The following is a 24,700-nucleotide window of genomic DNA, read 5'->3' as shown; positions in this document are numbered from 1 at the left end:
TGTCACCGGCGTCACCGCGATGTCGGCCGGAACCCGGCTGTCCGCGCGAGCAACGCGAGGTGGTGGTCGAACAACGACTCCGGGTCCGTGAAGGTGTCCGTGCCGTACTGGCCGAACACTTCGAAACTCACCGCCCCGAACAGCGCCGGCCACACGAACAGACCGCGCGCCAGAACGTCGTCCGGCAGGTCTGCGGAAATCTCGGCACGGATGCGATCGAGATCACCGACGAGCCCGGCGGTTGTGGGGACTTCCGTCGCCTCGTCCAGCGCCGCGGCCCGGTGGGCCTCGACCAGGATGCGTACCAGAGTCAGAACGACGCGGGTCCCCGGCTGGGTGGTCCGCTCGGCGGGTGCGTGATAGCCGGGCACAGGGGTACCGAAGATCAGGCCGTACCGGGCCGGCTCGGCACGCGCCCAGGCTCGCACCGCCCGGCCCAACGCGAAGAAGCGTGCCCGGTGGTCGGCGGCATCCACGGCATCGACGGCTGCGTCGACGGCATCGCCGAGTTCGTCGTAGGCATCGATCACCAGCAGGGTCAGAAGTTCGTCGCGGCTTGCGACGTACCGGTAGACGGCCGAGGAGACCACCCCGAGATCGCGGGCGACCGCCCGCAACGACAGGGCCTCGGCGCCACCGGCGGCGAGATGCTCACGGCCGATGGCCACGATGTCCGCCATCGTGCGGGCACGAGCCCGGGCGCGGGGTGTTGTCACGTCGCCCAGCCTGCCCTACCGGAAGCACCGCAAACAAATGTGAGCGCTGCTCCCTGCCGCGCCGGGCGGGACATCCGCGCAAAGTCGCGATCGATAGGGTCGCGTGTGTGCGGGACTCCCAGAAACAGGCGTGGCGATCGACCGCGACGGCGCTACGGCATTCCCCGGGACTCGCGCGACTGACAGCCGTCCGGTTCGCCGGGCAGTTCGGGGACGGTCTGTTCCAGGCCGCCCTCGGCGGAGCCATCCTCTTCAACCCCGAACGTCACACGAATCCGGTGGACATCGCCGTAGGGTTCGCGGTGCTTCTGCTGCCCTATTCGGTGATCGGACCGTTCGCCGGAGCCTTGCTCGACCGCTGGGATCGCCGTCTCGTCCTGGTATGGGCCAACGCGGTACGCGGAGTTCTCGTCGCGTCCGCGGCGGCGGTACTCCTCGTCGGCGGGCCACAACTGCCCCTGATGCTGCTGGCACTTGCCGCCGTGGGGGTGAGCAGATTCGTTCTCGCCGGAGTCTCGGCATCACTTCCCCACGTGACGAGGCAGTCATGGCTCGTCCCGGTCAATTCCGTTCTGGCGACCGCGGGTTCGGTGGTCGCCGCAGCGGGTGCCGCCGTCGCGGTCGCGACGATCGGTGTCGTCGGTGCGGGGGACACGGCTTCCGGCATCGCGGTGGCGGTCGGCGTGACCGGATCGATCGTCGGCGCCGCCGCAGCGGCAGGGTTCCCCCGCAACGCGCTCGGACCCGACGGTGCACGACTCCGTTCGCCCGCGAGCGCGGTACTCGCCGGCCTGCGAACCGGCGCGGGCGCGGTCGCCGAGAATCCCGGAGTCGCTGCCGCGCTGCTCGGTATCGGGGCGCACCGCATCGTGTTCGGCCTGAACACACTCATCACGCTTCTCGTCCTGCGAAACGCCGACAACCCGTCGGACCTACCCGGTGGGCTCGCCGGATTCGGTGCCGCGGTGGCCTGCACGGCGGCGGGAATGCTCCTCGCCGCCGCCCTCACACCGTTCCTCCTCCCACGGCTCGGGCGACCTCGTGCGGTCACCGCCGGATTGCTCGCCGCCGCGGTCGTGCAGTTCGCGTTCGTCACCTCCTTGACGACGGGATCGTTGCTGATCGCCGCTTTCCTCCTCGGGGTCGCGGGACAGACCATCAAGCTGACGGGCGACGCCGCCATGCAGATCGAGATCGACGACGCACGTCGCGGGCAGGTATTCGCGTTGCAGGACACCGTGTTCAACCTGGCGTTCCTTGCCGCGATCGCCGCGTCGGCCTTCCTGATCGCGCCGGACGGGCGCAGCCCGGGACTTGCCCTGGCCGGCGGGCTGATCTACGTGCTCGCCCTGGCCGGCGTTCTCGCACTCGGGCGGTCGCGGACCTAGTCACGACCCCCGCAGGGCCGGAAGCGCGGCGCGATGAACGCGAATCTCCATGGCCTTGACGACGAACCACACGGCCGAGCCCGGCTCGAGACCGAGATCCGCAACCGCGGCGGGCGTCACTTCGGCCGCCAGACCGGCGACTCCGGTGCGCACCAGCACCGTCGAGCCCCGGGCCTCGACTTCGGTGACGGTCACCTCGAACGCATTGCGGGGACTCCCGTGTGGCTCGTCCACGTACACCGCGACCGCGGCGGGGGAGAAGACGGCCGCGGCCACATCTCCCGGTACGCACTCCTCGTCGACGACGCCGTGCACGGCACCGACCTCCGTCTCCACGCCATCCGCTGTCACCGTGCCGGCGATCAGGTTCATCCCGGCGATCTGTGCGGCGAAAGCGCTCCGTGGCCGGGTGAGGACGTCCCGCACCGCGCCGTGTTCCACGACACGTCCCGATTCGACCACCACGACGCGGTCGGCGAGGGCCAGGGCGTCGAGGGGGTCGTGTGTGACCACGAGCGCCGTGCGCCGGTCCTCACGCAGTATCCGGCGCAGCAGTGACCTGATCGCCGGCGCCGCAGCGACATCCAGCGCGGCCATGGGTTCGTCCAGCAGGAGCAACTGCGGGTCGGCAGCGAGAGCGCGGGCGATCGCGACCCGCTGAGCCTGCCCGCCCGACAAACGGTGCGGTTTGCGGTCGGCGAACGCCACAGCGTCGACGGCGTCGAGCCAGCGCAACGCCTCGGTATGCGCGGCGCGGCGGCTCATTCCGGCACTGCGCGGTGCGAAGGCCACGTTGCCCGCAGCGGTCAGGTGCGGGAACAGCAAAGCCTGTTGTGCCAGCAGGGCAACCGACCGGCGATGGGGCGGCACCGCGACACCCGCCGACGTGTCGGTGAGGATCCGGCCACCGAGCTCGATCCGGCCTTCGTCCGGAAGAACCAGTCCTGCAATCAGGTTCAGCAGCGTCGATTTCCCGGCACCGTTGGGACCGAGGATCGCGACCACGCTGCCCGATGCCACGTCCAGGTCGAAGTCGACGGACCGTGCGTCCACCCGTGCGTGCACGTGCAGTTCGCTCACCAGTCGCCACCTGCCCGGCGTCCGCGTGCGGCCACCACGATGAGCACTGCCACGAGGACCAGGAGCAGCGACAACGCCACGGCGGCATCGGGATCGGTTTCCCGCTGCAGATAGATCTCGAGAGGGAGGGTGCGGGTGACGCCCTGGAGGCTGCCCGCGAAAGTGAGAGTCGCGCCGAATTCCCCGAGCGCCCGCGCGAACGCCAGGATCGCACCGGAGACGAGTCCCGGCAGCACCAACGGCAGGGTGACCCTGCGGAAGACCGTAGTGGGCCGGGCGCCCAGCGTCGACGCCACCGCCTCGTACCGTCGGCCCGCGGTACGCAACGCTCCCTCGAGACTCATCACCAGGAACGGCAACGCCACGAAGGTCTGTGCCAGCACGACAGCGGTGGTGGAGAACGCGATCCGGATCCCGAACGCCTCGAGGTGCTCACCGATGAGGCCGCGTCTGCCGAAGGTGTACAGCAGCGCGATCCCACCCACCACGGGTGGCAGCACGAGCGGCAGCAGGACCAGTGAACGGAGCACCGGCATCACGCGGGACGTGCTGCGTGCGAGCACGGCAGCCATGGGCACACCGCATACGATGCACAGCACGGTGCTGGTGAACGCGGTCCGCACACTGAGCGCGAGCGCCTGCATCGATGCCTCGGACGTGACCAGTTCCGGGAAGCGGTACCAGTCGACGGAGAGCACGATCGAGACCAACGGCAGCACCACGAACAGGCCGCCGGCGATCGCCGGAAGATAGATCCACGCCGGCAGACCGGTCGGGGTGCGGGCCGCCGTCATGGACCGGCGAACCCGGCTTCCCCGAGAATCTCCAGTCCTTCGGGTCCGGCGACGAAATCGACGAACGCGCGGGCGGCGTCCGGATTCCGGGAATCTTCGAGTACGGCGATCGGATAGGAGTTGACGGAGTCCCCGGACTCGGGAAACGCCACGACGGTGACGGCGTCGCCCGCGGCGCGCGCATCGGTGACGTAGACCAGTCCGGCGTCGGCCTGTCCCGAGGTGACCTTGGCGAGCACGTCGGCGACGGAGGATTCCTCGCTGACCGGCGACAGTTCGGTTCCGGTCGCCTCCTCGGCGCGCACGGTGGCGGCGCCGCACGGCACCTGGGGTGCGCAGACGACCGCCGACACGCCGTCGCGGCCGAGGTCGTCGAACGAGGTGATGCCCTTCGGATTCCCCGGCTCGGTGACAATCGTGAGCGTGTTGGCCGCGAAGAGCACCGGATCACCGGCGACGAGACCCTCGTCCACGACGCGGGACATCGTGACGGTATCGGCGGACGCGAACACGTCGGCGGGTGCGCCCTGCGCCAGTTGGCCGGCGAGGTCCGACGACCCTGCGAAGTTGAACACCACGGCGGCGTCGTCGTGCACTTGCTCGAACGCGGTGCCGATCTCGGTGAACGTGTCCCTGAGCGACGCTGCCGCGAACACCGTGACAGTGCCCGTCACACCGTCACCCGACGGATTCCGATCACTCTGTTCCGAACCGCAGGCGACCGAAGCCAGTGCCACGGACGCCACCAGGATCCATCCTGCGCGCACGCGCCTCACGAGGACCCTCCGGGTGTTTCGATGATGACGGTTGTCGCTTTGACGACCGCGACCGCGACGCTGCCCGGTTCGAGGCCGAGTTCCCGCACCGCTTCGGTGCTCATGAGAGATACGACCCGATGCTGCCCGCACTGCATCTCGACCTGCGACATCACCGGGTCCGAGACGACCCGGGTGACGAGACCGACGAATTTGTTGCGGGCGGAACTCCCGACGCCGAGCAGATCCGGTGCCGCGTCGGCTTGGGCCCGCGAGAACGCCGCGAGTTCGCTGCCGTCGACCACTTTGCGGCCGGTGTCGTCCTTGCTCGCACGAAGGGCGCCCTGGTCGATCCAGCGCCGCACGGTGTCGTCGCTGACACCGAGCAGGCGTGCGGCGTCGCGGATACGGAAAGTCGTCACGATATGTTCCGCACACAAGTCACGAACTGGACGATACGTCCGCAGATGCGGTTGTATCAACCTTCTCAGTAGACGTCGCGCACGTACCGCTTCTCAGCACTCAAACGATCGACGTATGCCGCTGCCGCCTCCTGGTCGAGCCGGCCGTGGGTCTGCACCACCTCGCGGAGCATCGCGTCGACATCTTTCGCCATGCGCCCGGCGTCCCCGCAGACGGCGAAATGAGCGCCGTCCTCCAGCCATCTCCAGAGCTGGGCGCCCTGCTCACGCATGCGGTCCTGCACGTACACCTTCTGTCGCTGGTCACGCGAGAACGCGAGGTCCAGCTTGGTGAGGAACCCGTCGGCGTGCATCTTCTCGATCTCGTCGCGGTACAGGTAGTCGGTGTCCGACCGCTGGTCGCCGAAGAAGAGCCAACTGCGACCGGTGTGCCCGGATTCGCGGCGGTCGTGGAGGAAGGCCCGAAACGGCGCGATCCCCGTTCCCGGCCCGACCATGATCATCGGAGTATCGCCGGGTGGTGGCCGGAAGTGCGGATTCCGCTGCACGAAGATGGGGATGTCGACGCCCTTGCTGTGGTCGGCGAGGAAGCCCGAGCACACGCCGGCCCGGTCGCGGCCCTCGAAGCCGTATCGCACCACCGACACGGTGAGCTGCACCTCCCGCGGGTTGGACTTCGGACTCGACGAGATCGAGTAGCTGCGTGGCTGAAGCCGCGTGAGCACACCGAGCCACTCGTCGAGCGGTGCCTTGAACGGGTATTCGGCGATGACATCCATCGCCTGCCGCCCCCACAGCCACCGCTGCAATTCCATCTTGTTTCCGGGTCGCAGCAGCTTGGCGAGTTCCGGACTCCCGCTCTGGCGTTGCACGAAGCGCAGCAATTCGGGAGTGGTCCTGGTGATGTCGAGGTACCGAGCCGCGGCCTCCCGGAGAGGGACGGTGGGACGATCGACGCTTTCGACGGGCGCCTCCGCGTCGAGCGCGGTGACCTGCATCCATTCTTCGACGGCCTCGGGGCAGTTGGTCGGCATCACCCCGAGGGCATCTCCCGCACAATATTCGAATTCCGGGTCGAACAGCTCGAATCCGAACTGCCGCACATCCTTCGACGATCCGGCTCCACTGAGTGCGATGTTGCGTGTCAGGCGGGTGACGAGCGGGGACTTGCGGCTGTACACGGATGCCCGCGGCGGGACAGGTTGCGCGGGCGCGTCACCGGCCACCAGATTCTGGACCGAGCACACCCATTCGTTCGCGCGGTCCTCGAAATCCGGTTCACAGTCCACGCGTGGAACCATCCGGGTCGCTCCGAGATCGGCCAGCCGGTCGTCCACCTTGCGTCCGTACCCGCAGAAGTCGTCGTAACTGGAGTCGCCGAAAGCCAGTACCGCATAGCGGGTACCGGCGAGCGACGGTGCGTCTGCACCGTTCAAGCTCTTCCAGAACGCCGAAGCGTTGTCCGGCGCGTCGCCGTCACCGAACGTACTTGTCACCACCAGCAATTCCGGTATCTGCACGAGATCCGCGACGGTCAGCGTCCCCATCCCGACCGCGGTGGCCTCACGTCCCGCGGCACGAAGACGCTCGGCGCAGGTGTGCGCGAATCCTTCGGCATTCCCCGTCTGCGACGCCCACGCCACCACGACCGGCGGTTCCGGGTTCCGGTCCCCGGCCGCGGCATCGGAGCCGGCGTCGATCGCAGCGCTCTGCGAGTACATCCCCGCGAACAGTCCGTCGAGCCACGCCCGGGTCGCGGGAGGAAACGGCGCCGAAGCCGGCAGCGACGGCGCGGCGGTGACATCGGACGACCGCAGACCGGCGAGAAGACCTGCGAGATAGCGTTTCTCGTCGTCGCCGAACAGGGGAGCGGGGATACCGCCGACTCCGAGCGTCTCCGCGAGCCGTCCGACGACCGAATCGTCGGCGGGCAGGGAAGGGGATACAGGTGCTGCCGCGACTTTCGTCACGGCGACCGCGCAGAACTTGAATTCTGGCTGGAGCGACGCGGAATCGACGGCGTCGTTGGTCACGACGTTGATCGCGCGATCGTTCCCGAACAGGTCGTTCCAGTGGAACGGGGCGAAACAGTTTCCCGGCATCACCCGATCGGTCACCACCGCCGGAAGGATGGCGCGCCCCCGCCGCGATGCGATGTCCACCGCGTCACCGTCGACGATCGACAACCGCGCGGCATCCTCGGGACTGATCTCCACGAACGGTCCGGGGTCGAGTTTTCCGAGCTTGGCGATCTTGCCCGTCTTGGTGAGCGTGTGCCATTGGTGTTGTACGCGACCGGTATTGAAAACGAACGGGTAGTCGTCGTCGGGCAGTTCGGCTGTGGGCAGATGCGGACGGGGGAAGAACCGGGCTCGTCCGTCCGGTGTCGCGAAGGCCAGTTCCGGTACGGATCCGTCGTCGCGGACCACCAGCGTCCGGCTGTCTCCGTCGTTGAGATACCGGACCGGACTGCGATCGTCGGTGCGGCCGGGGCCACACGGCCATTGCACCGGGCCGTGCCGCAGCCTGTCGTATGTCACGCCGCGCAGGTCGTACCCCGTCTGCGGATTCCAGAACTGCGTGATCTCGTCGAAGATCTCCTCCGCGCACGAGTAGGTGAACGCGTCACCGAACCCCATCTCACAGGCGACACGCGCGATGATCTGCCAGTCGGGCAGTGCCTCTCCGACCGGTTCGACGGCCTGTTGCAACAGGTTCAGAGTGCGGTCGGATCCCACTGTCACGTAGTCGGACTCCGCCCACAGGGCACCCGGAAGGAGGATGTCGGCGTACGCATTCGTTTCGGTCTCGAGGAACACGTCCTGGGCGATGACGAGTTCCGCGTTCTCGAGACCCTCGAGAACGGTCGCCCGGTTCGCGACCGAGGCCACCGGGTTGGTGCAGATGATCCAGCACGCCTTGATCGTTCCTTGTGCCATTTCCCGGAACATGTCGACGGTGCCGGTGCCTGCTTCGGCGCGCAGCGTGCCGGGAGGTAGCACCCACTGCTCCTCGACGAACACCCGGTCGTCGCCGGACAACACGCTGCGCTGGCCCGGCAGGCCGGGACCCATGTACCCCATCTCGCGACCACCCATCGCGTTGGGCTGACCGGTCAGCGAGAACGGGCCGCTTCCGGTGCGGCAGATCGCTCCCGTGGCGAGATGGAGATTGCAGATCGCGTTGGTGTTCCAGGTGCCGTGGGTGCTCTGGTTGAGCCCCATCGTCCAGCAACTCATCCACTCGCCGGCCTCGCCGATCCATCGTGCAGCCGTGCGGATGTCGGCTTCCTCGAGGCCGGTGATGCCGGCGACGAGAGCGGGCGGGTACTCGGCGAGAAACTCCTCCATCGCTTCCCAGCCCTCGGTGTACTCCTCGACGAAGTCACGATCGACGTGCCCGTTCTCGACGATCAGGTGGAGCAGGCCGTTGAGCAGTGCGAGGTCGGTACCCGGCGCGATCTGCAGGAACAGGTCCGCTTTGTCCGCGGTGGCGGTGCGCCGAGGATCGACGACGACGAGCTTGGCCCCGGCTCGGACACGTTCCATCATCCGCAGGAAGAGGATGGGGTGACAGTCGGCCATGTTCGAACCCGAGACGAAGAACAGATCGGCGTGCTCGAAGTCCTCGTACGAGCCGGGTGGCCCGTCCGAACCGAGCGACTGCTTGTAGCCGGTGCCCGCAGAGGCCATGCACAGCCGCGAGTTCGATTCGATCCGGCTCGTGCGCACGAATCCCTTGGCGAGCTTGTTCGCGAGGTATTGCGCCTCGAGCGACATCTGTCCGGAGACGTAGAACGCCACCGCATCGGGTCCGTGGGTTCCGATGATCTCCGTGAGACGGCGTGCGGTGTCGGCGACGGCCGCGTCCACCGGCACCGGCGAAGGAGCGCCGCCGCGGCGGTCACGCACGTACGCGGTCTCGAGACGGCCCGCCGCAGCCAGCATCTCCGCGCTCGTCGCACCCTTGGTGCACAGGCGCCCCCGATTGGTGGGGTGCTCCTTGTCGCCGTACGCCTTGACCACCCTGCGGGCACCGGTATCGGGATCGGTGGCGACGTCGAGCACCATGCCACACCCGACACCGCAGTAGGAGCACGCGGTCTTCACCGTCGTGATGTCATCCCGCATCCGAATCTCCTACCCGGCACCGCGTCCGCCGGCAGTGAACCGAGGGGCACGCCGTTGCCGTCGCCGATACGACGACTTCCATGCTGCGGACTCGGTGTTTCGGACGCGTCACATGGGATGAGCACGCTGTGACATCTGGCTCACGGGTGACGGGAGGAGGTGTGAGGTGCCGGCAACACGCTCAGGACTTCGGTTGCTGCTCCCACCATTTCAGGAGCTCGGCCTCGGCGTCGTCGCGATCGAGTGGACCGCGATCGAGGCGCAACTCCTTGAGGAACTTCCACGCCCTGCCCACCTCGGGGCCCGGCGGAATGCCGAGAACTTCCATGATCGCGTTGCCGTCGAGATCCGGGCGGACCTTCGCGACGCCCTCTTCCTCCGCCAGTCGCGCGATGCGCACCTCGAGATCGTCGTAGGTGGCCTGCAGTGCTGCGGCGCGCCGTTTGTTGCGGGTGGTGCAATCGGCCCGAACCAGCTTGTGGAGCCGGGGGAGGAGGTCCCCGGCATCGTGCACGTACCGCCGCACCGCCGAGTCCGTCCATTGGCCCTTGCCGTACCCGTGGAAGCGCAAGTGCAGAAACACCAGCTGGCCGACGTCCTCGATCATCTGCTTCGGGTACTTCAGGGCCCGCATCCGCTTGCGCACCAGCTTCGCCCCGACCACCTCGTGGTGATGGAAGCTGACGCCGCCGCCGGCCTCGTTGCGCTTGGTGCCGGGCTTGCCGATGTCGTGGAGCAGCGCCGCCCAGCGCAGCACCAGGTCCGGGTCGCCGTCCTCGAGATCGATCGCCTGGGTGAGCACGGTGAGCGAATGCCAGTACACGTCCTTGTGCTGGTGATGCTCGTCGATCTCGAGTTTCATCGCGGGGATCTCCGGGATGACGCGCTCCGCCAGGCCGGTCTCCACCATGCACTCGATGCCGTCGACCGGATGGTCCCCCAGGATCAGCTTGTCGAGTTCGGCCCGCACCCGCTCGGCGCTGATGCGCAAGATCTCGTCCGCCATCTCGCGGATCGCCGTCTGGACCCGCTCGGTGAGCGAAAAGCCCAGTTGGGAGACGAATCGGGCCGCCCGCAACATGCGCAGCGGGTCGTCCTCGAACGAGTCCTCGGGCCGAGCCGGAGTGTCGAGAACACCTGCGAGCAACGCGTCGAGCCCACCGAGCGGGTCGACGAACTCACCGGCACCGTCCGGACCGATCCGAACGGCCATCGCATTGACGGTGAAGTCACGGCGTACGAGATCGTCCTCGAGGCTCGTTCCGTACTCGACGACGGGATGGCGGGTGACACGGTCGTAGGCGTCGCTGCGGAACGTGGTGATCTCGAGTTGTTCGGATCCCTTTGCCGCGCTGACCGTGCCGAAGTCGATGCCGGTGTCCCACTGATGGTCCACCAACCCGCGCAGCAGTTCCTGGACCTTCTCGGGGCGCGCGTCTGTCGTGAAGTCGAGGTCGGTACCCAACCGGCCGAGAAGCGCGTCGCGGACGCTCCCGCCGACGAGATACAGCTCATGGCCCGCCTCGGTGAACCGCGCACCGAGTGGAGCCAGGACATCGGACAACGAGCGCAGAGTGACGTCGGCTCCGGCGAGCAACCGGGTTCGGCGGTCGAGGTCTGCGGTGGGTGAGTTCACGTCTTTGCACCTTACCGAGCAGGGCGTTCGTGTGGTTGAGCCGGGACCGACGGCGGTACATCTACTATCTATTAGGTGTCGCCCGCCGAACGTGCCAATCGCAACCGCCGCAGCTCGCGGCGTCGTGGCACGAGCGCGAAAAAGGCTGCTCAGGGCGGAGCACCCGGCGCACCCGGCCCTCGACTGCGCACCGTCCGCGAGACCTCGGCCGGCGGGCTGGTCGTCGACGGACTCGGCGGTCCACCCGACAAGCTGTGCGCCGCGCTGATCGGGCGTACCGACCGTCGCGGCCGCCTGCTGTGGTCGCTGCCGAAGGGGCACATCGAGCGCGGCGAGACCGCCGAAATGACCGCGATGCGCGAGGTGCACGAAGAGACCGGTGTCCGCAGCACGGTGCTCGCCGAACTCGGCAGCATCGACTACTGGTTCGTCACCGAAGGCCGTCGCGTCCACAAAACGGTGCACCACTATCTTCTGCGTTACCTCGGCGGTGAACTGTCCGACGCGGATGTCGAGGTCACCGAAGTCGCGTGGGTTCCGCTCCGTGAACTCCGGTCCAGGCTCGCCTACGCCGACGAACGTAAGCTCGCCGACGTCGCAGACCAGCTCATTGCGGAGATGCATCCCGAATCGCGTCCCCGCACCGACGAACCGGGGGCCCATCTCGGATGACGGCGGTGGTTTCCCGAACGGGTGCCGCGGTTCTGGCCGTGCTCACGCTCGTTCTCACAACGATCGGTGTGGCGATCCCCGCACCCGCGGCGGCACAGCCGGACTCCGAAGACACCAAGTTTCTCGCTCTGAGCATCGACGAGGTCACCCCGTCGGTGGTGTCGCTCACGAGTGAATCGGTAGTCGAGGTCACGGGCACCGTCACCAATGTCGGCGACCGCGATGTCGAGGACGTCTGGGTGCGACTTCAGCGCGCACCCGTCATCTCCGACCCTGCTGCCCTGCGCACCTCGCTCTCCCTCGATCAGTCGGGTTTCGACACCGTGGGCGAATTCGAGCAGGTCACGGACCGGCTCGGCCGCGGCGACCGCACCGAGTTCACGATCGAGCTGCCCCTGCGTTCCGAACTCGAGCCGTCGCTCGGCATCGACACCCCCGGTGTCTACCCGTTGCTCGTCAACGTCAACGGCTCGCCCGAATACGGGGGCCAGGCCCGTCTGGACGATGCCCGTTTCCTGCTGCCCGTGCTGGGAGTGCCCGCGGGCGAGGACACCTCCGGCCCGCGAACGTCGGCGTCCACGCCCTCGGGCGGAACCGCCGGAACGGCGCCCAGGAGCGAGACCGAGAGCTTTCCCGCCGTTCCACCCGAGGTGTCGCGCCCCGTCGCCGTCTCGATGTTGTGGCCCTTGGCCGACACGCCGCGGCTGGCCTCGGGTGTTCCCGGATCCGCGACGGAACCCGCCCGGCTCGTCGATGACGTGCTCGCCACGTCGCTGGCCGAAGGAGGACGGCTCGACGGGTTGCTGCGCGCTGCCGAACAATCGCTGGAGACCGATCCGCGGGTCACCGAAGGCATGTGCCTGGCGATCGACCCCGACCTGCTGGTCACGGTCGCGAACATGACCCGGGACTATCTCGTGGTGGACGACCCGGCCGATCCGATGGGGGCCGCGAGCCCCGGAACGGGCACCGAGGCGGCTATCGCGTGGCTCGGCCGCATCCGGGCACTCGCGACCTCCATGTGCACGGTGGCGGTGCCGTTCGCCCAGGCGGACCTGACGGCGCTCGCGGAACTGGACGATCCCTCGCTGACCGTGCCCGCCTTGCGGTCCCCGAGCACGCTTGTCGACACGATCCTCGGAACCACGTCGCTTCCGGATGTCGTGTGGCCCGATTCCGGTGTCCTCACCGAGAACGCCGGGCTTCTCGTCGCCGCGGACGGCCCGGTCACGGCGGTACTCGCCGACACCGCGGTGGACGACGGACGCGCCGCCATGAGCGGCGCATCCCCGCGCAACAGTGTCCGGGTGTCGGGAGTGGACGGGCTGACGGCCGGCCTGTTCGACGCCGCGGCCTCGGCAGCACTCGCGGGCATGGGCGACGCGCCGTCGACCCCCTCGTTCGTGACCAAGGCCGCGCGCTACGACCTCGCCGACGACTCCGCGACCGCACGGTTCCAGGACGCGCTCGGTGCGCTGGCGTTTCCGGCGCTGGCCCCGTCGGTGGACGCGGCGTCGGGAGTGCCGCTGCCCGCACCCGGCCGCTCGGTGCTGTTCGCTCCGCCGCAGGTCTGGTCGCCGTCCCCGGACGAGGCGTCGGCCACGCTGTCCATGATCTCGTCACTCATCCGTTCGGGAACGGCGACGGCTCGTCCCTTCACCGAGTTCGTCGCCGCGGCAGCAGCCACCGCAGACGACCCGAATACCTCCGTGCTCGACTATCCGGAGCAAGCCGTCACCGACGGTGTGCCGGCAGAAGTGGTCCGGATTGCCGCCGAGCAGACGCCCCGGCTCGATGCTCTGCAGGCAGCGTTGATCGAGGATCCCCAGGCCCAGCTCACGCCGCAGGAGTTCCTCACACCGCTGCGGGAGGATCTGCTGCGCGCGATGGCGTCGGCGGGGCGGCGGGGTGAAGACCCCGAGCAGGCGGTGGACGCCGCGACTCTGCGCGCGGTGGAAGTCGAAGAAGCCGTGGACGGGATGTTCGCGGGAGTGACAGTGCTCTCACCGGGTGGTGTGTACACACTGACCTCCGAACAGAGTCCCCTACTGTTGGTGGCGCGCAACGATCTGCCCGTGGGCATCACAGTGCGGTTGCACGTGGACGCGCCCTCGGCGATGGAGATCACCGATATCGGGCCGACCCAGCTGCCTCCGCGCGGTAGCCGCACCCTGACGGTGCCCGCTCAGATCAGCGACTCGCGGAAGCTCGAACTGGAGTTCTCGCTCACCACGGAATCCGGCCTGTCTCTCGGCAGTCCGACGAACGTGACGGTACGTTCCAATGCGTATGGCCGGATTCTCGCCATCGTCACGGGCTGTGCGGGAGCGCTCCTGCTGTTCCTGGCGGGCAGGCGGCTTCTGCACCGGTTCCGCGGGGAACCGGATCCAGCCGACGAAGGGTACGAACGAGAATGACGGGGAACGCGACCCGCGACGACGTGAAGTCACCGACGACTTCACCGGACGTCACCGGTGCCGGTCCCACCGGCCGGAAGGTTCCGAGCCTGCTCGCGGCCACCGGCTCCATTGCCGTCGCCACCCTGGTCAGCCGGATCACCGGGTTCCTCAAGCAACTGCTGATCCTCACGTTGCTGGGTGCGAGCGTCGCGTCGTCGTTCACCGTGGCCCACCAGATCCCCAACATGATCTCCGAGCTGGTCCTCGGCGCGGTCCTCACCTCGATCGTGGTGCCGGTGCTCGTGCGGGCGGAACGCGAGGACCCGGACGGCGGCGAGGCATTCGTCCGTCGCCTGTTCACCGCGGCCGTCGTGCTGCTCGGCGGCGCGACGATCCTCGCGGTCGCCGCCGCGCCGCTGCTCACGACGCACGTGTTCCTCGACGACTCCGGCAAGGTGTCGACGACACTGACGACTGCCCTGTCGTACCTGCTGCTGCCGGCCATCGTGTTCTACGGGCTGTCGGGCCTGTTCACGGGCATTCTCAATACGCGGCAGGTCTTCAAGCCCGGCGCATGGGCACCCGTGGCGAACAACGTCGTCGTGCTCGTCGTGCTGGTCGTCTATTACCTGATGCCGGGGGAGATCACCCTCGATCCGGTGCGCATGAGCGACCCGAAGCTGCTGGTACTCGGCCTCGGTGTGCTTCTCGGCGTCATCACCCAGGCGATGTGCCTGATCCCCGCGCTCCGCCGCGAAGGCATCAACCTGAAGCCGCTGTGGGGCCTCGACGACCGCCTGCGCCAGTTCGGCGGGATGGCCGCGGCAATCGTGCTGTACGTGCTGATCAGCCAGATCGGCATGATCTTCGCAACCAACATCTCGTCGGGCGCCGATGCCGCAGGCCCCGCGATCTACAACAACGCCTGGCTGCTGCTGCAGTTGCCGTACGGCGTGCTCGGCGTCACCGTGCTCACCGCGATCATGCCGCGACTGAGCCGCAACGCCGCCGAGGGCGACACTCCCGCGGTCGTCGACGACCTGTCGGTCGCGACCCGGATGACCATGATCGCGCTGATCCCGATCGTCACGTTCCTCACGATCGCGGGCACGCACGTCGGGACCGCCCTGTACGGCTACGGCAATTTCGGCGCGGGCAACGCGTCCCTGCTCGGCCAGGCCGTGAGCTGGTCCGCCTTCACCCTGATTCCCTACTCGCTCGTGCTCATCCACCTGCGTGTTTTCTACGCGCGGGAACAGGCCTGGACCCCCACCTGGATCATTCTCGGCATCACCGCCGTCAAGATCGGCTTGTCGGCGCTCGCTCCGGTCGTGGCGAGCAACGACCAGCAGGTCGTCGTCCTGCTCGGTGTCGCGACCGGTCTCGCGTTCACCTGCGGTGCGTTCATCGGCGGGTTCCTGCTGCACCGCACCCTGGGCGACCTGCGGATGGCCAACGTGGGCCGCACGATTTGGCACGTGGTGCTGGCGTCGGCCGGCGGGGCGGTCGTCGTGCTCGTCGCCGACAGACTCCTGCAGTTGGACGCCCTCGCGGACCGCTTCGGCGGCCTCGGCTCGATGGTGCGTGTCGCGATCAGCGGCATCCTCATGCTGCTCGTCGCGCTCGTCGGTATGTATCTGCTCAAGGTTCCCGAGATCATGGCCATCGAGGCCGCCGTACGCCGCAAGATCGCCGCGGTGCGCGGTGGCGGCGCGGAAGAGAGCGAAGCCGAACTCGGGGAGTCCACGGCCACTTCGCCGGCCGATACCGGTGCCTTCCCGACCCGCCGCCGCTTCGGCTACGACGCCTACCCGGAGTCCGACTTCGAGAAGACCGTCGTACTGCCGCGCATCGACTACGGCGACTACGGAGTCGGACCGTACGACGCGATCACCGAAGTCATGCCCGCGATCAGAAACGTGCCCCGTCCCGTCGAGGCGCAGCAACAACTCCCGTACCCTGGTCAACAGCAGATTCGACACGGGCGCCGTGGTCCGCGCTACTTCGCGGCCCCCACGGGCGATCCTCGTCTCCGCACCGGAAGTGGACGAGTCGACAACGAAGGAGTGAGGGTGAGCGACGACCACGCTGCCGGCAGGTCCACGATCGACGCGTCACAGCAGGCAGGATCGACGCCGGCCGGAAACGATCAGCGGCCCACGCCGCCGAGTCCGCCGCGCGACACCCACCACGACACCGGGGTCATACCGATCGGCTCTCCTCAGCTTCCGCCCGTCCGGGTTCCCGGGTCGGCGCCCCGCCGCACCATGCGCGGACCGGAACTCATCGCCGGCGCGTCCGTGGCCGGTGGCCGGTACCGGCTGCTCTCGCCCCACGGTGGCGCACGCGGGCTCCGGTTCTGGCAGGCACTCGACGTCAAACTCGACCGCGAGGTGGCACTGACGTTCGTCGACGCCGACCAGAGCGCTGCCGACGGCACCGGGCCGGACTCTCCACAGGCCATCCTGTCCCGGACGCTGCGGCTCGGCCGGATCAATTCGCCCGGACTGGCACGTGTCCTGGACGTGGTCCGGGGTAGTTCGGGCGGCATCGTCGTCGCCGAGTGGACGCCCGGTCGTTCGCTGCGCGAGATGTCCGCCACGCAGCCGTCCCCGTTGGGCGCTGCACGAGCCGTCCGCGCCCTCGCGGCAGCGGCAGAGGCCTCGCACCGTGCGGGCAGCGCGTTGTCGATCGACCACCCCGACCGCATCCGGATCAGTGTCTCCGGCGACGCGGTGATGGCGTTCCCGGCAACCTTCTCCGACGCGGATGCCGTCTCCGATGTGCACGGTCTCGGAGCCAGCCTGTACGGGCTGATCACCGGCCGCTGGCCGCTCGCTGAACCGCCCGCTCCGGGACGGCCGCCGGCCCCGCACCACAGCGGCGCGACCATCGGTGGCATGCCGGAAGCCGACCGCGGCGCCGACGGCAAACCGGTCGAACCCAAGGTGCTCCGCCCCGACGTTCCGTTCGAGATCTCGGCGGTCGCCGTGCGCGCTCTGAACACCGACGGCGGGATCCGCACCGCGGCAACGGTGCAGCACATCCTCGACCAGGCGTCGGTGGTGGATCAGAAGACCGACATGATTCCCGCGCTCCGTATCGGCCAGCGCGCGAACATGACCGAAAGCCATGCCCTGGCGGACCCCGAGGCGCTCGAACAGAAGAAGAAGCATTCCCAGCGCATGCTCGTCGCGCTGATCGGCCTCGGTATCACGACGGTCGTGCTGCTCTCGCTGATCGGTTGGTGGATCACGAATCTGCTCGCCGGCGACGCAAGCGATGCGCCGCTCACCAGCCAGGAATTCGGTCTCACACCGACCGCCGAAGCACCTGCCGCACCCGAGTCCGCGTCGGAGGAGGCGGCTCCCGCCGCAGCCGGGGGCCCGGTGCCGGCATCCGCGGTGACGGTGTTCTCGCCGCAGGGCACCCCCGATTCTCCGGCGTCCGCGTCGCTTGCGATCGACGGCGACCCTGCCACGGCGTGGAGCACCGACGCGTACTTCGATCCCTTCCCGTCCCTGAAGAGCGGGGTGGGCCTGCTGGTGACGCTCGAGGACGCAGCGACCCTCTCGTCGGCGAAGGTCACGTCCGAGTCGCCCGGGACCGTGCTCGAAATCCGCAGCGCGCCCTCGGATTCGACGTCCCTGGACCAGACGCAGGTGATCGGCCAGGCGACACTCGGATCCGGCGAAACCGAGATTCCGCTCGACGCCGACGGCCGCACCACGCACGTGTTGCTGTGGATCACCGGGCTCAGCTCCGACGGTGGCAGCAACAAGAGTTCGATCTCCGAGATCGAGTTCATCGGCTCGGACTAACCGGATCGCCCCGAGCGCAAGCCGGGGCAATCGCCGTGCGATCGGCTACCATCCGCGCGTGCGAATTTTCGGGGGGATCGCAAAAATCGCCGTGCCCGACGACTCTGTGCTCACAGAGGTGCCGGGCACGTTCGTGTCCGACGCAGCCCTGTTGTCGGCACACGCGGCCGGCGATCGGGAGGCGTTCGCGACACTGCTGTCGCGCCATTACGACCATTTGTGGCAGGTGGCGCGACGTACCAGCTACTCGCCGGAGGACGCGGCCGACTCGCTTCAGGAAGCTCTCCTGTCCGCGCATCGTATGGCCGCGAACTTCCGTGAGGACGCCGCGGTCCGTAGCTGGATGCACACCATCGTCGTGAACGCGTGCCTGGATCGCATCCGGCGCAACAGGGTTCGGCCCACGGTTCCGCTCTTCCCCGACGATTCCGAAACTCCTCGTACGGGGCGGGATTCCATCCACGACACGGAACTCGCGCTCGATGTGAGGACCGCACTGTTCACACTTCCGCCCGATCAGCGCGCCGCGATCGTGGCGATCGACGTCGAGGGATATTCGGTGCGAGAAGCGGCCCGCCGGCTGGGAGTACCGGAGGGGACGGTCAAGAGCCGATGCGCGCGGGCACGTCGCAAACTCGCCGTCGTTCTCGGCGACCTACGGGAGTGAGGGAACCGAACACGAGTCCGGATCGTCTTACTCTGGTGAGGACAACCCACCCGCGAGGAGAATGCGCATGAACGAGGACGAGATGCCACGTCCGCCGTACTCGCACGACCTGCTCGCCGACCTGCACGCGGGCGTGCTGGACGACGCCTCGGCCGACAGGCTCTGGCCCCTCGTACACGCAGACCCGGAGGCCGCGGCCGTCCTCGCACGACTCGACGCGGTGAAGTCGCGTCTCGGCACGCTCCGCGACAGTGATCCGGCGGAACCGATTCCTCCGGCGGTGGCCGCCCGGATCGACGCCGCTCTGGCAACTGCTCCGCGACGACCTGCCCGAACATGGCTGGCGGGAGCCGGGGTTGCCGCGGCAGCGGCATTCGCCGGCGTGTTCGCACTCGTCCTGCTCCACTCGGCGCCCGGGGGAGACGACGACGCGGGTAGCGACGCCTACGCCGCCCACGAGAGCGACTCCGTGTTCGAGCCCGCCGAGCTACGCTCGATGGTCGGCACGACTTCGCTCGGTCCTCTCTCGGATACGGTTCGGCTCCGGAACTGCTTGGAAGCCAACGGTTTCGATTCGAATTCTCCTCTGCTGGGATCGCGGCAGACGGAATTTCGCGAACGTGACGCCGTCCTGCTGCTCCTCGGTGGACCGCACCCTCCGCAACTGACCGCGGTGATGGTCGGAACCGATTGTGACGCAAACACTCCCGCTACCCTGGCGGTTCATACCATCGGATAGGCGCTCGGCGTGCGTCGTCACTCGGCGATGGTCAGCAGCAGGTGAAGTATCCGTGCACGCAGCGCCGGGGTGTCGTCCTCCGCGGCGATCAGCCCGGTGAACAGCGCGGTCCCCGCCGCCATCACGAGCGCCGCCCGGGCATCGAGTTCCGCGTCCCCGTCACCGTTCTCGGTGAACAGCGCAGTACTCGGACCGCTGAAGGTTCGCCACAGTGTGCTGCGAAGGTCCTCGTGGTCACGCAGCGCCGCGAGGAGTCCGGGTAGGGCGGCGCGAACCTCGGGTCTCGAGAAGAGTTCGTTGCTCCCCGCGACAACCCATTCGATCCAGCCCTTGCGGTCGATTCCGTCGTACGGCGCCAGATCGGGTGCCGAGCCGAGCAGCGCATCGAGCATCAGGTGCGCCTTGCTCGGCCACCTGCGCGTCAGTGCGGCTCGCCCGACTCCCGCACGCGCCGCGATCGCCCGCATGCTGAGGCCGTCCCACCCGTCCCGGACGAGCATCTCGCGGGTGACGGCGAGGACGTCACTGTCGATTCGAGGATCTCTCGGACGTCCCGCAGGTACAGCTGGCATGGGCTCTCGTGTGAGTGGGACCAGACAGTGCCTGGTGTGTGATCGGGGTTATAGTCGGCCTATTACGATACCACTGGCATCGAAAGTAGGGTCATGACTTCGCCGCGATCCACCGTCTTCGAACCCGCCCGCCTCGGGCCTCTCACGCTCCGCAACCGCATCATCAAGGCCGCGACGTTCGAGGGTGTCATGCCCAAGGGTGCGGTCACCGACAAACTTGTCGACTTCCACGCCGAAGTCGCACGCGGCGGTACCGCGTTGACGACCGTGGCGTACTGCTCCGTCTCGCCCGCGGGTCGCGTCCACCGCGACACCCTCGTCCTCGACCGCGACGCCGTGCCCGGGCTGACCCGGCTCACCGAGGCCGTCCACCGGGAGGGCGCACTCGCGTCCGCGCAGATCGGGCATGCCGGGCTCGTCGCCAACCAGCTGTCGAACGGGATGAGCACCACCGCCCCCTCCACCCGGATCAGCGCCCCCGCGATGGGTCTCGTCCGCGGCGCGACACTCGGGCAACTCGACGCGATCGTGGAGGACTACGCGTCGGCCGCGCGATACGCCGTCGAATCCGGATTCGATGCGCTGGAAGTACACCTGGGGCACAACTACCTTCTCAGCTCCTTCATGAGCCCCAACCTCAACAAGCGGACCGACCGGTACGGGGGAAGCATCGCCAACCGCACCGCTTTTCCCCGGCGTGTCCTCGCCGCCGTGCGCGCTGCGGCGGGGGATTCGGTCGCTGTCATCGCCAAGTTCAACATGACCGACGGCGTCCCGAAGGGACTGTGGCTCGACGAGTCGCTGCCCATGGCCAAGCTGATCGAGTCCGACGGCACCATCGACGCGATGCAGCTGACCGGTGGCAGCTCGCTGCTCAACGGGATGTACTTCTTCCGCGGCGACGTTCCGATGAAGGAGTTCGTGCAGTCACAGCCGAAGGTCATCGGCTGGGGCTTGAAGGTGTACGGACCCAAGCTCTTCCCGAAACTTCCGTTCGAGGAAGCGTTCTTCCTCCCGATGGCCCGGCAGTTCCGGTCCGAACTGTCGCTGCCGCTGATCCTGCTCGGTGGCATCAACCGCATCGACACCATCGACAACGCCCTGCACGAAGGTTTCGAGTTCGTGGCCATGGGCCGGGCGCTTCTCCGTGACCCGTATCTGGTCGACAAGTTCCGCAACCACACCGCGGACGAAGGGTTGTGCATCCACTGCAACAAGTGCATGCCAACCATCTACACCGGGACCAAATGTGTGATCCGGGAAACCCTCCGGGATGTCCCGGGCGCGGTCTGACACCTCCGGGCGGCGGGTGCGCACGCGCTGTGGCACGACGCACGCTGCGAGGGGAACAACACCGTTTACCCTGGTGTTGACATCTGTGTATGCTGCCGCGCCGGTCTCTCGGCACGTGGCATCTACGACAGCCCCGACCGCCGACCGGAAGGCCTCCGCCGAATGACGACCTCGCCCACCATTCACGACCTCATCATCATCGGTTCGGGCCCGGCGGGATACACCGCCGCGATCTACGCCGCCCGCGCGGAACTCTCGCCCATCGTCTTCGAGGGAACGCAGTTCGGCGGCGAGCTGATGACGACAACCGAGGTCGAGAACTTCCCGGGCTTCAAGGACGGCATCATGGGTCCGGAGTTGATGGACCAGATGCGCGAGCAGGCGCTCCGCTTCGGTGCCGACATCCGTACCGAAGACGTCGAGGCCGTCGATCTCGCCGGCCCGGTCAAGACCGTGGTCGCGAACGGCGAAACCTACAGCAGTCACGCGGTCGTGCTCGCCATGGGCGCCGAACCCCGTTACCTCGGTGTGCCGGGGGAGGAGCGGCTCCTCGGCCGCGGCGTCTCCGCCTGCGCCACGTGTGACGGGTTCTTCTTCCGGGATCAGGACATCGCAGTGGTCGGCGGCGGCGACTCGGCGATGGAGGAAGCCACGTTCCTGACGCGGTTCGCGCGCAGCGTGACCATCATCCACCGCCGCGAAGAGTTCCGCGCCTCGAAGATCATGCTCGAGCGCGCCGAGGCTAACGAGAAGATTCGTTTCCTCACCAACACGAGGGTCCTCGAGGTCCTGGGAGAGAACAGCGTCTCGTCGCTGACCGTCGAGAACACTGTCACCGGCGAGCGCAGCGATCTCGCCGTCACCGGACTCTTCGTCGCCGTGGGACACGACCCGCGCAGCGCACTCGTCGCGGGACAGGTCGAACTGGACGACGAGGGTTACGTGAAGGTCGTCGGCCGCACCACTGCGACGTCCCTGCCGGGTGTCTTCGCGGCCGGAGACCTCGTCGACCACACCTATCGTCAGGCCATCACCGCGGCCGGCAGCGGTTGTTCCGCGGCGATCGACGCCGAGCGCTGGCTCGTCGCACGCCACGAGGTACCGCCCTCGATCGTGCCCGCCCAGGTCTGACCGTCCCACCCACCCCCCGATAACACGCGACACCAGGAGATAGCCGTGGCCGTCAAGGACACCAACACCGTCACCATCACCGATTCCTCGTTCGTCGAGGATGTGCTGCAGGCCGACAAGCCCGTGCTCGTCGACTTCTGGGCCACGTGGTGCGGTCCGTGCAAGATGGTTGCTCCGGTTCTCGAGGAGATCGCGGGTGAGCACGGCGACAAGCTGACGATCGCCAAGCTCGACATCGACGCGAACCCGTCGGCGGCCCGCGACTACCAGGTCATGTCCATCCCCACCATGATCCTGTTCTCCGGCGGCAAGCCCGTGAAGACGATCGTGGGGGCGAAGGGTAAGGCGGCGTTGCTTCGGGACCTCGCGGACGTCCTGTAGTACGGTCCCGAGGATCGATTCTCGGATGCGCCGCCCCGGGCCCCGGCTCCCGGCGCATCTGAGATAATTCCGTTCGATGCTGCCCTGCCCCGTGCCGGGCGCAATCCGGTCAGCACGGAAAGGCCCAACGCATGCGCCCTCTTCGTCACGGCGACCACGGCCCGGCAGTCGCCGAGATTCGGAGCACTCTGGCCGGTCTGGGTTTCCTGCACGCCCGTCCCGACTCCTCCGACAGCTGGATGGGGTCCGACGTCGTTTTCGACCGCGAACTCGACGGCGCCGTGCGCGCCTTCCAGCAGCAGCGCGGTCTGCTCGTCGATGGGGTTGTCGGCCCGGCCACGTACCGCTCCCTCAAGGAGGCGTCGTACCGACTCGGCGCCCGAACCTTGATGTACCAGCTGTCGGCGCCGTTGTACGGCGACGACGTGGCGGCGCTGCAGACCCGGCTGCAGGACCTGGGGTTCTACGTGGACCGCGTCGACGGCTACTTCGGCCAGAAGACCCACGAAGGACTCAGCTCGTTCCAGCGCGAGATCGGTCTCGCCGCGGACGGAATCTGTGGACCCGAAACGTTGCGGGCACTCGAGTTGCTCGGTACCCGGGTGTCGGGCGGATCGCCTCACGCCATCAGCGAGGAGGAGATCGTACGACGGTCGGGCCCCCAGCTGAGCGGTAAGCGCATCGTCATCGATCCCGGTCTGGGCGGCACCCACCACGGCATCATCGTGCCGAGCGTGCACGGGCCCATCTCGGAAGCCGACATCCTGTGGGATCTTGCGCGCCGCCTCGAGGGCCGCATGGCCGCGACCGGCATGGAGACGTTCCTCTCGCGCCCGTACCACGCGGATCCGACCGACGTCGAACGCGCCGGCACTTCGAACGCGTTCGGTGCCGATCTCATGATCTCGCTGCGCTGCGATTCGAGTTCGAACCCGCACGCGAGTGGCATCGCCAGCTTCCACTACGGCAACTCGCACGGCTCCGAATCCATGATCGGTCAGGTACTGACCGGGTTCATCCAGCGCGAGATCGTCGCGCGAACCTCGCTGCAGGACTGCCGCAGCCACGGGCGCACCTGGGACCTGCTGCGCCTGACGAATATGCCCACCGTGCAGATCGATCTCGGTTACCTCACCAACGAGCACGACGCATCACTGCTCGCCGACCCGCGCACCCGTGACGTCATTGCCGAGGCAATCCTCGTCGCAGTGAAGCGCCTGTATCTGCTCGGGCAGGACGATCAGCCCACCGGTACCTACACGTTCGCCGAACTGCTGGCCGAGGAACTCTCCATCACCGAAACTCGCTGACTCGCTGCCGGGGACTCGGCACCGCGGTCGCCGGCACCTTTACGGCACGCCCACCGCGGTGCGCCCCGTGACATCCTCCACGGTCAGTGAGGCCGCTTCGATCAGGCGCTCGAGAGCCGCTTCCACCTCTTCCTTCCATCCGTGGTCGCGGTCGAGTTCGAGCCGCAATCGTGGGAAGCGAGGATGCGGGGCGATCACCTCGAAGCCCATGTCCTCGAGAAAGTCGGCGCCGATCATGCATTCGGCAGGGGAGCATTCCCGCGCGGAGGTGGTGCTGGGCACGTCTCCCGCCGACGGCCTGTCGTCCTCCTGCGGTCGCACCCCGAACGCTTCGAGCGCCCGGACGTTGCGGCGGACCAGATCGGTCACGACGGCGCGAATGAGATCGGCACCCACATCCAGGTCGGACGCGTGAGGCTCGATGCGCATCGTGGTGAGCAGAATCGCGTCGGCGCTGACGGGTGAGGTCGGGAAGAGTCGCGCCCGGGGAACCATGTTGGGTGGCGCGTAGAACGCCACCCCTGCCACTTTGTCGTCGGTGTCCCCGAACGTGGCGACCTGTGCGCACGACCCCCACTCGAGCATGACCATGGACAGCCACGCTTCTTTCTCGAATTCGGGATCGCAGAAGTTGCGGGCATCACCGGCGGGCGCCGGATCCATTTCCCAGAACACACACCGCCTCGGGTGCGCAGGCAACTGCTCGATCGCACTCAAGGACAGCGGCGTGACTCGCGTCGACACGGGATACCTTCGCCTCCACGTCTTTCTCTCACAGACTGTTGTCCGACCCC

General features: G+C 67.9%; 19 protein-coding genes. 10 read left to right on the top strand and 9 right to left on the bottom strand.

The window, feature by feature from the left end:
- Positions 1-11: 11 nt before the first annotated feature.
- Positions 12-680: a TetR/AcrR family transcriptional regulator gene (locus HF886_RS11135; protein WP_169621080.1), complete on the bottom strand. Its 669-nt coding sequence runs from the start codon at positions 678-680 to the stop codon at positions 12-14.
- A 143-nt stretch (positions 681-823) separates the two neighbouring features.
- Between HF886_RS11135 and HF886_RS11130 the strand changes: the two genes are divergently transcribed.
- Complete coding sequence (locus tag HF886_RS11130; RefSeq protein WP_169652321.1) at positions 824-2,104, top strand: MFS transporter; 1,281 nt, start codon at positions 824-826, stop codon at positions 2,102-2,104.
- On the opposite strand, the gene HF886_RS11125 is transcribed toward HF886_RS11130, so the two are convergent.
- The 6 genes from HF886_RS11125 to HF886_RS11100 form a co-directional block, all read right to left on the bottom strand.
- Positions 2,105-3,184 (bottom strand): ABC transporter ATP-binding protein, encoded by a 1,080-nt coding sequence (locus HF886_RS11125; protein ID WP_169620923.1) that lies wholly within the window; start codon positions 3,182-3,184, stop codon positions 2,105-2,107.
- Complete coding sequence (locus HF886_RS11120; RefSeq protein WP_169652320.1) at positions 3,181-3,978, bottom strand: ABC transporter permease; 798 nt, start codon at positions 3,976-3,978, stop codon at positions 3,181-3,183. The genes HF886_RS11125 and HF886_RS11120 overlap by 4 nt, the downstream gene beginning before the upstream one ends.
- On the bottom strand, positions 3,975-4,709 hold the full coding sequence (modA, locus tag HF886_RS11115; protein WP_240955062.1) for a molybdate ABC transporter substrate-binding protein: 735 nt from the start codon (positions 4,707-4,709) through the stop codon (positions 3,975-3,977). Before modA ends, HF886_RS11120 begins: the two co-directional genes overlap by 4 nt.
- Positions 4,710-4,750: 41 nt before the next feature.
- The gene (locus HF886_RS11110) at positions 4,751-5,155 is read right to left on the bottom strand and encodes a TOBE domain-containing protein (RefSeq protein ID WP_169620920.1); all 405 of its coding nucleotides are present in this window, start codon (positions 5,153-5,155) and stop codon (positions 4,751-4,753) included.
- Between the two features lie 65 nt (positions 5,156-5,220).
- Positions 5,221-9,285: a bifunctional nitrate reductase/sulfite reductase flavoprotein subunit alpha gene (locus HF886_RS11105; RefSeq protein WP_169652318.1), complete on the bottom strand. Its 4,065-nt coding sequence runs from the start codon at positions 9,283-9,285 to the stop codon at positions 5,221-5,223.
- A gap of 181 nt (positions 9,286-9,466) precedes the next feature.
- Positions 9,467-10,921: a CCA tRNA nucleotidyltransferase gene (locus tag HF886_RS11100; RefSeq protein WP_169620918.1), complete on the bottom strand. Its 1,455-nt coding sequence runs from the start codon at positions 10,919-10,921 to the stop codon at positions 9,467-9,469.
- Between the two features lie 75 nt (positions 10,922-10,996).
- On the opposite strand from HF886_RS11100, the gene HF886_RS11095 reads away from it, so the two are divergent.
- The 5 genes from HF886_RS11095 to HF886_RS11075 all read left to right on the top strand — a co-directional run bounded on the left by HF886_RS11095 (position 10,997) and on the right by HF886_RS11075 (position 19,219).
- Positions 10,997-11,593 (top strand): NUDIX hydrolase, encoded by a 597-nt coding sequence (locus HF886_RS11095; protein ID WP_169620917.1) that lies wholly within the window; start codon positions 10,997-10,999, stop codon positions 11,591-11,593.
- Positions 11,590-14,010, top strand: a complete 2,421-nt coding sequence (locus tag HF886_RS11090) for a DUF6049 family protein (RefSeq protein WP_169652317.1) — start codon at positions 11,590-11,592, stop codon at positions 14,008-14,010. The genes HF886_RS11095 and HF886_RS11090 overlap by 4 nt, the downstream gene beginning before the upstream one ends.
- Entirely contained in the window at positions 14,007-17,813 is a 3,807-nt protein-coding gene (murJ, locus tag HF886_RS11085) for a murein biosynthesis integral membrane protein MurJ (protein WP_169652316.1), read from the top strand. Before HF886_RS11090 ends, murJ begins: the two co-directional genes overlap by 4 nt.
- 133 nt (positions 17,814-17,946) lie before the next feature.
- Positions 17,947-18,480 (top strand): RNA polymerase sigma factor SigM, encoded by a 534-nt coding sequence (gene sigM / locus HF886_RS11080; RefSeq protein ID WP_169621079.1) that lies wholly within the window; start codon positions 17,947-17,949, stop codon positions 18,478-18,480.
- Positions 18,481-18,547: 67 nt separating this feature from the next.
- Positions 18,548-19,219, top strand: coding sequence for a hypothetical protein (locus HF886_RS11075; RefSeq protein WP_169620914.1), 672 nt, complete (start codon positions 18,548-18,550; stop codon positions 19,217-19,219).
- Between the two features lie 17 nt (positions 19,220-19,236).
- Here HF886_RS11075 and HF886_RS11070 read toward each other — a convergent pair whose 3' ends face one another.
- On the bottom strand, positions 19,237-19,791 hold the full coding sequence (locus HF886_RS11070; protein ID WP_169620913.1) for a TetR family transcriptional regulator: 555 nt from the start codon (positions 19,789-19,791) through the stop codon (positions 19,237-19,239).
- Between the two features lie 93 nt (positions 19,792-19,884).
- Between HF886_RS11070 and HF886_RS11065 the strand changes: the two genes are divergently transcribed.
- The 4 genes from HF886_RS11065 to HF886_RS11050 all read left to right on the top strand — a co-directional run bounded on the left by HF886_RS11065 (position 19,885) and on the right by HF886_RS11050 (position 23,906).
- Positions 19,885-21,084 carry an NADH:flavin oxidoreductase gene (locus HF886_RS11065; RefSeq protein ID WP_169620912.1) on the top strand — a complete coding sequence of 400 codons (1,200 nt, stop codon included), beginning with the start codon at positions 19,885-19,887 and terminating at the stop codon, positions 21,082-21,084.
- Positions 21,085-21,246: 162 nt separating this feature from the next.
- Complete coding sequence (gene trxB, locus HF886_RS11060; RefSeq protein ID WP_169620911.1) at positions 21,247-22,215, top strand: thioredoxin-disulfide reductase; 969 nt, start codon at positions 21,247-21,249, stop codon at positions 22,213-22,215.
- 45 nt (positions 22,216-22,260) lie between these two features.
- Positions 22,261-22,596: a thioredoxin gene (trxA, locus tag HF886_RS11055; RefSeq protein WP_169620910.1), complete on the top strand. Its 336-nt coding sequence runs from the start codon at positions 22,261-22,263 to the stop codon at positions 22,594-22,596.
- A 131-nt stretch (positions 22,597-22,727) separates the two neighbouring features.
- Positions 22,728-23,906: an N-acetylmuramoyl-L-alanine amidase gene (locus HF886_RS11050; RefSeq protein ID WP_169652315.1), complete on the top strand. Its 1,179-nt coding sequence runs from the start codon at positions 22,728-22,730 to the stop codon at positions 23,904-23,906.
- A gap of 39 nt (positions 23,907-23,945) precedes the next feature.
- Here HF886_RS11050 and HF886_RS11045 read toward each other — a convergent pair whose 3' ends face one another.
- The gene (locus HF886_RS11045; RefSeq protein WP_169652314.1) at positions 23,946-24,650 is read right to left on the bottom strand and encodes a GNAT family N-acetyltransferase; all 705 of its coding nucleotides are present in this window, start codon (positions 24,648-24,650) and stop codon (positions 23,946-23,948) included.
- Between the last annotated feature and the right edge of the window lie 50 nt (positions 24,651-24,700).

Source organism: Rhodococcus sp. 105337, from assembly GCF_012844225.1.
GTDB lineage: Bacteria > Actinomycetota > Actinomycetes > Mycobacteriales > Mycobacteriaceae > Rhodococcus.
This window is presented reverse-complemented; position numbering and strand designations above follow the sequence as displayed.